Origin of the sequence: Pantoea sp. 18059 (assembly GCF_902706165.1) — a bacterium.
Classification (GTDB): domain Bacteria; phylum Pseudomonadota; class Gammaproteobacteria; order Enterobacterales; family Enterobacteriaceae; genus Pantoea; species Pantoea agglomerans.
Map to the genome: position 1 here is coordinate 581,192 of NZ_CACSJS010000002.1, position 11,328 is coordinate 592,519.

General features: G+C 56.7%; 6 protein-coding genes and 2 rRNA genes. 1 reads left to right on the forward strand and 7 read right to left on the reverse strand.

All coding sequences use genetic code 11. The features are described 5' to 3' along the window. Positions 1-134 precede the first annotated feature (134 nt). A complete protein-coding gene (metH, locus tag GVJ63_RS09470) occupies positions 135-3,818 on the reverse strand; it encodes a methionine synthase (protein WP_159226751.1) in 3,684 nt (1,227 codons plus the stop codon). 194 nt (positions 3,819-4,012) lie between these two features. Here metH and iclR point away from each other — a divergent pair, with 194 nt between their 5' ends. Continuing rightward, on the forward strand, positions 4,013-4,840 hold the full coding sequence (gene iclR, locus GVJ63_RS09475; RefSeq protein ID WP_159226752.1) for a glyoxylate bypass operon transcriptional repressor IclR: 828 nt from the start codon (positions 4,013-4,015) through the stop codon (positions 4,838-4,840). On the opposite strand, the gene aceK is transcribed toward iclR, so the two are convergent. The 6 genes from aceK to GVJ63_RS09505 all read right to left on the reverse strand — a co-directional run. Further along, positions 4,815-6,563 carry a bifunctional isocitrate dehydrogenase kinase/phosphatase gene (aceK, locus tag GVJ63_RS09480; protein WP_159226739.1) on the reverse strand — a complete coding sequence of 583 codons (1,749 nt, stop codon included), beginning with the start codon at positions 6,561-6,563 and terminating at the stop codon, positions 4,815-4,817. The genes iclR and aceK overlap by 26 nt on opposite strands. A 62-nt stretch (positions 6,564-6,625) precedes the next feature. Next, positions 6,626-7,927: an isocitrate lyase gene (aceA, locus tag GVJ63_RS09485; protein WP_010672196.1), complete on the reverse strand. Its 1,302-nt coding sequence runs from the start codon at positions 7,925-7,927 to the stop codon at positions 6,626-6,628. Positions 7,928-7,944: 17 nt separating this feature from the next. Then, the gene (aceB, locus tag GVJ63_RS09490; RefSeq protein ID WP_159226740.1) at positions 7,945-9,543 is read right to left on the reverse strand and encodes a malate synthase A; all 1,599 of its coding nucleotides are present in this window, start codon (positions 9,541-9,543) and stop codon (positions 7,945-7,947) included. Between the two features lie 263 nt (positions 9,544-9,806). Next, positions 9,807-10,736 carry a homoserine O-succinyltransferase gene (gene metA / locus GVJ63_RS09495; protein ID WP_010252696.1) on the reverse strand — a complete coding sequence of 310 codons (930 nt, stop codon included), beginning with the start codon at positions 10,734-10,736 and terminating at the stop codon, positions 9,807-9,809. Between the two features lie 179 nt (positions 10,737-10,915). Next, positions 10,916-11,031: ribosomal RNA gene (gene rrf, locus GVJ63_RS09500) — 5S ribosomal RNA — on the reverse strand. A 198-nt stretch (positions 11,032-11,229) separates the two neighbouring features. Further along, positions 11,230-11,328, reverse strand: a 23S ribosomal RNA gene (locus GVJ63_RS09505); the annotation flags it as partial.

The window sequence follows — 11,328 nt, forward strand, 5'->3', positions numbered from 1 at the left end:
CGCGCCGTCCCTGGCGCGGGACGCTTTCCTCCTCTGACCGGGTTCCCTGCGCGTTGAGTTTCTTCATTGCTGCCAGATTTAACCGGAGCTGGATTTGTCAGCAGTCTGAAGCGGCCCTCAGGCCGCTTTTTTATTTAGTCCGCGTCGTAGCCGAGATTCGGCGCCAGCCAGCGCTCAACTTCCGTTAACGACATCCCTTTGCGTACCGCATAATCTTCCACCTGGTCACGCTGGATCTGCGCTACGGCGAAATAGCGGCTGTCAGGATGGCTGAAGTACCAGCCAGAGACTGACGCGCCCGGCCACATGGCAAAGGATTCGGTGAGCTTCATGCCGGTCTGTTCTTCCACCGCCAGCAGACGCCAGATGGCGGCTTTCTCAGTGTGCTCCGGGCAGGCCGGATAGCCTGGCGCCGGACGTATCCCCTGATAATTTTCCCGAATCAGCTCTTCATTGCTGAGATTTTCGTTAGGCGCGAAGCCCCAGATCACCTTACGTACCCGCTCGTGCAGATATTCGGCAAAGGCTTCCGCCAGACGGTCAGCCAGCGCTTTCACCATGATCTTGTTGTAGTCGTCATGCTGACGATCGTACGCCTCCGCCAGCGCATCCTCTTCCAGCCCGCCGGTCACCGCGAAGGCACCGAGATAGTCCGCTTTGCCGCTCGATTTCGGGGCCACAAAATCCGCCAGACAGTAGTTGGCGAAGTCGGTTTTTTCGGTCTGCTGGCGTAAGTGATGACTCACACACAAAATCTCATCACGCCGCTCATCACTGTAGAGATGAATATCATCGCCGACCCGGTTAGCCGGAAAAATACCGACCACGCCACGTGGCTTCAGCAGCGACTGCTGGCTTAATTTGTCGAGCATCGCATTGGCATCGGCAAACAGACGCTGCGCCTCTTCACCCACCACCTCATCTTCCATGATGCGGGGATATTTGCCCGCCAGCGACCAGGTCATAAAGAATGGCGTCCAGTCGATGTAGTTGCGCAGCGTTTCAATGCTGGCCTCCACCTGACTGACCCCGGGACGATGCGGCACGGGTGGCGTGTAACTCTCCCAGTCAATTGAGGTGGCGTTATCGCGCGCCGCCTGCAGCGAGACCGGCGGCGTGCGCGGCTTTTTGCGTGCATGCTGAATGCGCACGGTCTCGTACTCTTTGCGGGTTCGGGCGACGAAATCCTCTTTTAACGTGGAGGAAAGCAGCGACGACACCACGCCAACGGTGCGTGAGGCGTTCTGCACGTAGACCGTCGGGCCACTGTAATGCTGCTCAATTTTGACAGCGGTATGCGCCTTCGAGGTGGTCGCGCCGCCAATCAGCAGCGGTAAGGTAAAGCCCTGACGCTCCATCTCTTTCGCCATGTTGACCATCTCATCCAGCGACGGCGTAATCAGGCCTGATAAGCCGATGATGTCCGCATTCACTTCGCGCGCCGTTTTAAGAATTTTTTCACCCGGCACCATCACGCCAAGGTCAATGATTTCGTAGTTATTACACTGCAGCACCACGCCGACAATATTTTTCCCGATGTCGTGTACGTCGCCTTTGACCGTGGCCAGCACGATTTTACCGTTGCTGCGCCCCGCCTCTTTGCTGGCTTCGATAAAGGGCTCCAGATACGCCACCGCCTGCTTCATCACGCGCGCCGATTTCACCACCTGCGGCAGGAACATCTTGCCCTCACCGAACAGGTCACCGACGACGTTCATGCCGGACATCAGCGGGCCTTCAATCACCTCTATCGGCCGTGGTACCTGCTGGCGCGCCTCTTCGGTATCCTGCTCAATAAACTCGGTGATCCCCTTGACCAGCGAATACTCCAGCCGTTTCACCACGTCCCAGCTGCGCCATTCCGCGAGCTGTTTTTCCTGCGAGCCATCGCTTTTGCCGCCACGGTATTTCTCCGCCAGCGCCAGCAGCCGCTCGGTGCCATCATCCCGCCGGTTAAGAATCACATCCTCTACCGCCTCGCGCAGTTCTGCCGGCAAATCATCATAAATCGCCAGCTGGCCTGCGTTGACGATGCCCATATCCATGCCTTTACGGATGGCGTAATAGAGAAAGACGGCATGTATCGCTTCACGCACCGGATCGTTGCCACGGAATGAAAACGATACGTTGGAGACGCCGCCGGAGATCATCGCATGGGGCAGCTCGCGCTTGATATCTTCGCAGGCACCAATGAAATCCATGGCGTAGTTGTTGTGTTCGTCGATGCCGGTGGCGACCGCAAAGATGTTGGGGTCGAAGATAATATCTTCCGGCGGGAAGCCGACCTGTTCGGTGAGGATCCGGTAAGCACGGCGGCAGATCTCAATTTTTCGGGCGCGGGTATCCGCCTGACCCACTTCGTCAAACGCCATGACCACCATCGCCGCGCCGTAACGCCGGACCTGACGCGCATGATGAATAAAGGCCGCTTCACCCTCTTTCATCGAAATTGAGTTCACGATCCCTTTGCCCTGAATGCACTGCAACCCTTTCTCAATCACCTCCCATTTTGAGGAGTCGATCATGATCGGCACGCGGGCAATATCGGGTTCGCCAGCAATCAGATTCAGAAAGCGTACCATCGCCGCCTCGGCGTCGAGCATGCCTTCATCCATGTTGATATCGATGATCTGCGCGCCGCTCTGCACCTGCTGCAGCGCCACTTCCAGCGCTTCGTTATACTTCTCTTCTTTGATCAGCCGTTTAAATTTTGCCGAGCCGGTGACGTTGGTGCGCTCACCGACGTTAACAAACAGTGACTCTGCGGTGATGTTAAGCGGCTCCAGACCGGAGAGACGGCAGGCCACCGGGATCGTCGGCAACTGACGCGGTGCAACGCCTTCAACCGCCGCCACCATGGCAGCGATATGTTGCGGTGTGGTGCCACAGCAGCCGCCAATAATGTTCAGGAATCCGGCGGTGGCCCATTCACCAATCTGCTGCGCCATCAGTTCCGCATCCAGATCGTATTCGCCAAAGGCATTGGGCAGACCGGCGTTGGGATGGGCGGTCACGTAGCCTTCAGCGATGCGCGACAGTTCCGCCACATACTGACGAAGCTCGTCGGGTCCCAGCGCGCAGTTCAGGCCAAAAGAGAGCGGTTCGGCGTGACGCAGCGAATTGTAAAAAGCTTCGGTGGTCTGGCCGGAGAGCGTTCGGCCGGAGGCGTCGGTGATAGTGCCGGAGATCATCAGCGGCAGCGCCACGCCCAGCGCTTCCATCTCGGTCTGCACCGCATAGATGGCCGCTTTGGCATTCAGCGTATCGAACACCGTTTCAATCATGATGATGTCGGAACCGCCTTCCACCAGTGCGCGGGTCGATTCGCGGTACGCCTCCACCAGCTGATTAAAAGTGACGTTACGGTAGGCAGGATCGTTGACGTCGGGTGAGATCGAGCAGGTGCGGTTGGTCGGGCCGAGCACACCCGCGACATAACGCGGACGATCCGGCGTTTTCGCCGTCCACGCATCGGCGCAGGCTCGCGCCAGGCGGGCCGCTTCAAAATTGATCTCCGCCGATAAACGTTCCATCTGGTAATCCGCCATCGCAATCGACGTGGCGTTAAAGGTGTTGGTTTCGAGGATATCCGCACCCGCCGCCAGATAGGCGTCGTGGATCTCGCGGATCACCGCCGGTTTACTCAGCACCAGCAGATCGTTGTTGCCTTTGAGATCGGCAGGCCAGTCAGCAAAACGGCTGCCGCGATAATCCTCTTCTTCCAGCTTATAGCTCTGGATCATGGTGCCCATACCACCATCCAGCACCATAATGCGTTGTGCGAGCTGCTGTTTTAACGCGTCGATTTTATTGCTCACTGTTGCCCCATTCACGTCAGTCTGCTGGCGGAAAAGCCCGTTTTTCATTCTGGCACAAGCTGGTCAGGCGACAAAGTAACCTCGACTGAGAGATTTCCAGGTCACGGCTGTACAGGTCTGACCAGAAAACCAGCGTTTGCAAAGCGCGTGATTAAAACGAAAATGATTTCCACAATGTAAAAGGAGAAACAATGATGGCAACGCCGGTTCCTGTTAAGCGCGGCAAGAAACCCCGTGGCACCCCTGTCGCCGCACCCGCGGGCGGTCAGGTGCAATCGCTGACCCGCGGCCTGACGCTGCTGGAGCTGATTGCTGACTCACATGGCAGCGTAGCGCTGACCGAGCTGGCTCAGCAGGCGGGTTTGCCTAACTCCACCACGCATCGCCTGCTCAGCACCATGCAGCAGCAGGGTTTTGTCCGGCAGGTGGGCGATCTCGGGCTGTGGACGATCGGCGCACACGCCTTCGTGGTCGGCAGCAGTTTCCTGCAGAGCCGTAACCTGCTGGCGCTGGTACACCCGGTGCTGCGTAGCCTGATGGAGCAGTCCGGTGAAACGGTGAATCTGGCGGTGCTGGATCTCAGCGATCACCAGGCGGTGATCATTGATCAGGTGCAGTGTACCCAGCTGATGCGAATGTCCGCGCCGATTGGCGGCAAGCTGCCGATGCATGCGTCTGGCGCAGGCAAAGCGTTTCTGGCCCATCTGGGCGATGAACAGGTCACCGCCCTGCTGCATCAGAAAGGATTACATTACTACACGCCGAAAACCCTGATGTCGCCGCAGAGTCTGAAAGAGAATCTGGCGCTGGTGCGCAAAGCGGGCTTCTCATTTGATGATGAAGAGCATGCGCTTGGACTGCGTTGTGTCGCCGCGCCAATCTATGACGAACATGGCGAGGCGTTTGCCGCGCTCTCCATCTCCGGCCCCATCGCCCGCATGACTGACGATCGGATTACTGAATTAGGTGCACAGGTCATCCGCGAAGCGCGCCAGGTTACGCTGGCGTACAGCGGTCGTTAACGGTTTCTGCGCCGTAGCAGACGCTGAAACGCTGCGTCTGCCGCCAGGCGATCACCTCTTCCACATGCCCCTGGGCGATGCGCTGCTGCTGCGCGCGCCACCAGCGGGCGTCGAATATCTCCGCATGCAGTTGCAACAGCAATGCGCCGGTAGCGGCTTCACTGCATAACGCATAGCGGAAGGTTTCCGGGAAGACATCGTCCGGCCCGACGCTGTACCAGGGCTCGGCGCTGAGTTCATCCTCCTCATAGCGCGCCGCGGGCACCTCCCGGAAGTGCAGCTCCTGCATCGGGCGAATCTCATCGTAATCGTAAAAAATCACCCGGCCATGGCGCGTGATGCCGAAGTTTTTAAACAGCATGTCTCCGGGAAAGATATTGGCCGCCGCCAGCTGTCGGATGGCATTGCCATACTCCTCAATCGCGTGACGCCGCTCTGCGGCATTCGCCTGGGCCAGGTAGAGATTAAGCGGCTGCATACGGCGCTCCAGCCACAGGTGACGAATAATCAGGCGATCGCCTTCGATATGCAGCTTCTCAGCCACGCAGGCGTGGAGTTCTGCCAGCAGCGCAGGTGAGATGCGCGACAGCGGCAGCGCAAACTGCTCGAACTCCTGCGTATCCGCCATACGTCCCACGCGATCGTGCTCTTTGACCTGCTGATAACAGGCGCGGACCTGCGCTTCCGTCACCTCTTTTTGCGGCGCGAAGCGATCCCTGATGACTTTGAACACCCAGTCAAAGCCCGGCAGCGTGAAGACCAGCATCACCATGCCGCGCACGCCGGGTGCGATCTCAAAGGCCGTCTTATTTTCTGCCAGCGCCTGAAGATACTCGCGATAGCTCTCGGTTTTACCGTGCTTCTGGCAGCCAATCGCCATATAGCGCTCCGCCAGGGTTTTGCCAGGCAGAATCGGTTGCAGCCAGGCAACCAGCGCCGCAGGCACCGGCGCATAAACCATGAAATAGGCGCGGGCAAAACCAAAGACAATGCTGGCGTCATTCACATCGGTCAGACAGGTGTCGATCCACAATTCGCCCGTTTCACTGCGCTGGATCGGCAGCAGACAGGGCAAGATGCCTTCCGGCAGATGCAGGCGCGCCACCAGCCAGGCGGTTTTGTTACGATAGAAGAGTTCACTGTTGACCTCGAGCCAGCCCTGGTTCAGCCGGGGAAAATGCGACTGCAGGTGGCGGACAATCCAGCCGACATCGCGAGCGCGCTGCTGCCACGGCAACGTCAGCGGTAAATCGCTCAACACCTGATCCACCAGTGCCAGCCAGCCCCGCTCCGGCTGATAACGGCGCGATAACGGGCGCAAAGGTGTGACCGGCGCGGTCAGGGATTGAGAGCTGAAGATAAACAGCCGGTCCGGCTGCAGATCGGCATGTCCATGTAACCGGCAGTAGACAGAATTAAAGAAGCTTTCGGCAATTTCATGCCGTGGATAGCCGGGCAGCAGGCTTTGATAGTGGTCCTTAACCCGCAGCCAGAACATCTCATCCCAGCTGGCCGCACCGTTCAACACCCGCAGTTGATCGGCAACCAGGCTGACGTGATGGTCATAGAGATGAATACGGGCCTTCATGGCATGCTGCACCGCCTGCCATTCCGCCTGCTCAAACCGCTGCTGCGCGCCAGCAGTGATGTCGAGAAAGCGACCATACTGTGCATCAAAACCCTGCAGGATAGTGTGGGCGATCAATGATTCGCGTGGCGGCATAATCAGCTCCGGTAAACGCCCGCCCGCGGTTTGCGGACGGGGAATCAGTCAGAGGAAAAGGGTCAGAACTGATGCTCTTCGGTGGAACCGGTGAGCGCGGTGACCGAGGACTTACCGCCCTGAATGATATTGGTTACCTGATCAAAATAGCCGGTGCCCACCTCCTGCTGATGCGATGAGAAGCTGTAACCGCGATCGCGGGCAGCGAACTCAGGCTGCTGAACCTTTTCAACATAGTGACGCATCCCTTCGCCCTGGGCGTAGGCGTGGGCCAGATCGAACATGTTGAACCACATGCTGTGGATGCCCGCCAGCGTGATGAACTGGAAGCGATAGCCCATGTCGCTGAGCGCCTGCTGAAACTTCGCGATGGTGCGGTCGTCGAGGTTCTTCTTCCAGTTGAACGACGGTGAACAGTTGTAGGCCAGCAGCTTGCCGGGGAAACGCGCATGAATAGCGTCGGCAAAGCGCTGCGCCATCGCCAGATCCGGCGTTGAGGTTTCACACCACAGGATGTCAGCATAAGGTGCATAGGCCAGCCCGCGACTGATCGCCTGTTCAATGCCGGCGTGGGTGCGGAAGAAGCCTTCTGCCGTCCGGTCGCCCTGGATAAAGGGACGATCGTATTCATCGCAGTCTGAGGTAATCAGGTCAGCGGCGTCGGCATCAGTTCGTGCCAGCAGCACGGTTGGCACGCCCATTACATCGGCAGCCAGCCGTGCCGCCACCAGTTTCTGAATGGCTTCCTGAGTCGGTACCAGAACTTTGCCGCCCATGTGACCGCATTTTTTTACCGCCGCCAGCTGATCTTCGAAGTGGACCGCCGCCGCGCCCGCCTGAATCATCGCCTTCATCAGCTCATACGCATTCAGCACACCGCCAAAACCGGCTTCAGCATCGGCCACAATTGGCAGGAAGAAATCGGTGTGGCGGCTGTCCCCCGCTTCAATGCCGCTGGACCACTGAATCTGATCGGCGCGCTGAAAGGTCTGATTAATGCGCGTCACCACTTCCGGCACCGAGTTCACCGGGTAGAGGGACTGATCGGGATACATCTGCCCCGCCACGTTGGCATCCGCCGCTACCTGCCAGCCAGAAAGGTAGATCGCTTCGATGCCCGCTTTGGCCTGCTGCAGTGCCTGCCCGCCGCTCAGCGCACCCAGGCTATTGATATACCCTTTCTTCGCCTCGCCATTCAGCAACGCCCATAATTTTTCCGCACCGCGCTCTGCCAGCGTACAGGCGGGCAAGACCGAGCCGCGCAGATTGACGACCTCTGCTGCGCTGTAAGGGCGGGTAATGCCCTGCCAGCGTGCGGTCTGCCAGAGTTGTTCCAGTTGATCGATCTGTTGAGTACGTGTCATGGCAATAACTCCTCTGTTCAGGGGATCAGGCGATAGCCTGGCAGGGTAAGAAAGGAAACCAGCTCGCGCTCGGTGGTGATCTGAGCCATCAGCTGCGCCGCGTCGTCATAGCGACCGGCGCTGAAGTGGGTTTCGCCCAGCGCGTTTTGCAGCAGATGCAGCTCTTCGTTAAGCCAGCGCAGAAACAGTTCAGCTGTGACCTGCTGGCCGTTGTTCAGCATTTGCTGATGACGAATCCATTGCCAGATTGAGGTGCGTGCGATCTCAGCGGTGGCGGCATCCTCCATCAGTCCGTCAATCGGGACACAGCCGTTACCGCTGATCCACGCCTCAAGGTATTGCAGCGCAACACGGATGTTGGCGCGCATACCGGCTTCGGTGCGCTCACCCTGACAGGGCGCCAGCAGCTGCTCCGCAGTGATCGGCGCATCCTCTTTCCGCATGACCTGCAGCTGGTTTGGCCGGTCGCCCAGCGCAGCGTTGAAGACCGCCATCGCGGTCTCTGCCAGACCAGGATGAGCAATCCAGGTGCCGTCATGCCCGTTACCTGCCTCCCGCTGCTTATCTTCCGTCACGCGCTGCAGTACCCAGGCATTGCGCGTGGGATCCTTAGCGGGGATCAGCGCTGACATCCCGCCCATCGCAAAAGCCCCCCGCCGATGACAGGTTTTAATCAGCAGTCGCGAATAAGCGTCCAGGAACGGCTGAGACATGGTGACGGACTGGCGATCCGGCAGCACGCGATCCGCATGCTGTTTCAGGGTTTTGATATAGCTGAAGATGTAATCCCAGCGGCCACAGTTGAGGCCAACAATGTGATCGCGCAGATTCCACAGGATCTCATCCATCTGAAACACGGCGGGTAAAGTTTCGATCAGGACAGTGGCTTTGATCGTGCCACGCGGCAGATCGAACTGATCCTCGCTGAAACTGAAGATCTCACGCCACCAGGCGATCTCCTGCCAGCTCTCGGTTTTCGGCAGATAGAAATAAGGCCCGCTGCCTTTGGCCAGTAACGGCCGGACGTTGTGGAAGAAATAGAGCGCGAAATCAAACAGCCCGCCCGGAATTGCCTTCCCCTGCCAGCTGACATGTTTTTCTGACAGATGCAGGCCGCGCACCCGGCACATCAGCACCGCAGGGGTAGCGCCGAGCTGATAAATTTTGCCTTTGTCGCTGGTATAACTCAGGGTGCCCTGTACTGCTTCGCGCAGTGTCAGCTGCCCTTCAATCAACGTTGACCACTCCGGAGACAGCGAATCCTCAAAGTCGGCCATAAAGACTTTAACGTTTGAGTTCAGGGCGTTAATCACCATTTTCCGATCGGGTGGGCCGGTGATCTCGACCCGACGATCTTCTAAATCTGCCGGAATAGATTGAATACGCCATTCACTGGCCCTTATGGAAGCCGTTTCCATATCGAAGTCTGGCAGATAGCCCTGGTCATATTGCTGCTGACGCTGCTGGCGAGCCGATAACAGCACTTCGCGTTGCGGTGCAAAGCGTGCGACCAGAGACTCTAAAAAAGAAACAGCCTCGGGCGTTAACAGCTGCTGTTCTGCATGGCTAAAGGGCTGGCTGAAAATCAGGGTATGGCTGATCACTGAGTCTGTCATGCTGGCGTTCTCCTGTATTCAAAGGATCGAAAGCAGCGGATCCACACGGTGTTTATTTTGTGAGCTACAGGATCAGAGCATAAGCATTTATTTTTTTAAATCAAAAACTATTTCCATTTTTAAATATAAATTAACCTATCCTTATGTTTTATCTGCAATAAAACTTTAATCCATTAAAGGAATCGCTTTCATTTAACGTTTTAAAGGCGAAAAAAAACCGTGTTGCCATCGGCTAACACGGTTCAGTTGATCTTCAGACAGGACTATTCCAGCGTTGGGTTCATGTGACGCAGATCGAACGGCGTGATCTGGTAAACGTAGTAGTTGAGCCAGTTCGAGAACAGCAGATTGCCGTGACTGCGCCAGGTGGCGCGGGGTGGCAATACCGGATTATCCTGCGGGAAATAGTTATAAGGGACTTCCGGATTCACCCCCGCTTCATAATCGCGATGATACTCACCAGATAACGTCAGGGCATCATATTCCGGGTGACCGGTAACAAACACCAGACGTTTGTCTTTACTCGCCATCAGATAGGCACCGGTTTGTTCCGATTCAGCAAACAGCTCAAGATCGGTGTAATCCGTTATCAAATGAGTGGGAAAATCAGCATAGCGTGAGTGCGGTGCGAGGAAATTATCATCAAAACCACGGGTCAGTAACGCATGGGGATGCAGTATCTGATGCTCATAGACGCCAGACAGTTTGTTATGCCGGGTTTGCTTGGGAATGCCATACAGAATGTTAAGCGCAGCCTGAACCGCCCAACAGACAAACAGGGTTGAGGTGACATGCTCATTTGCCCAGTGCAGAACGCGCTGAATCTGTGGCCAGTAAGCGACATCATTAAAATCAACCAGCCCGAGTGGTGCACCTGTCACGATTAAGCCATCGTAGTTATCATGCTGGATATCTTCAAAATTGCAGTAGAAGTTGTTGAGGTGCTCAGTGGGCGTATTGCGTGACTCGCGGCTGTCGATGCGCAGCAGCTGAATATCGATCTGTAAGGGCGAGTTGGAAAGCAGACGCAGAAACTGATTCTCCGTTTCGATCTTTTTCGGCATCAGATTCAGTATGAGCACTTTAAGCGGGCGGATCTCCTGAACACTGGCGCGCGACGATGTCATCACAAAGACATTTTCGTCACGCAAAAAATTCACTGCCGGTAATTCGTCGGGAACCCTGATTGGCATAACCTGCTCACCTCTTACAACCATATAAACGTTTAGACATCTGGATGCCCAACATTAGCCTGATCGTTGTAAGATGTCGAGGTTTGATGCAGAAAATGAAAATGTTTCAGCTTAACGTGGCAAAGTGCAGACGTAAAAAAGCCCCGCACTTCCGTGCGGGGCTTTTTTACTTATTTAATGCCTGGCAGTTCCCTACTCTCGCATGGGGAGACCCCACACTACCATCGGCGCTACGGCGTTTCACTTCTGAGTTCGGCATGGGGTCAGGTGGGACCACCGCGCTAAAGCCGCCAGGCAAATCTTGGTGCACGAAACGAATCTTTCACGCCATGACCGCGTTGCCATCGCCCGGCCGCACCGGTCACATACTTCAGTATGCTCCCGCTGACGTCCTCGCTCTGCGCCTTGTCACGCCGCAAAATCTTTCGTTTCCGCTAATTTTTATCCGGTACAGGCTGAAAATTGTGTCTCTCAAAAACGCCTCTGGCGTTGTAAGGTTAAGCCTCACGGGTCATTAGTACCGGTTAGCTCAACGCATCGCTGCGCTTACACACCCGGCCTATCAACGTCGTAGTCTTCAACGTCCCTTCAG

Excerpts from the sequence above, each read along its gene's own strand:
- iclR (WP_159226752.1), top strand. The coding sequence starts at position 4,013 with ATGGCAACGCCGGTTCCTGTTAAGCGCGGCAAGAAACCCCGTGGCACC.
- aceK (WP_159226739.1), bottom strand. The coding sequence starts at position 6,563 with ATGCCGCCACGCGAATCATTGATCGCCCACACTATCCTGCAGGGTTTT.
- aceA (WP_010672196.1), bottom strand. The coding sequence starts at position 7,927 with ATGACACGTACTCAACAGATCGATCAACTGGAACAACTCTGGCAGACC.
- aceB (WP_159226740.1), bottom strand. The coding sequence starts at position 9,543 with ATGACAGACTCAGTGATCAGCCATACCCTGATTTTCAGCCAGCCCTTT.
- metA (WP_010252696.1), bottom strand. The coding sequence starts at position 10,736 with ATGCCAATCAGGGTTCCCGACGAATTACCGGCAGTGAATTTTTTGCGT.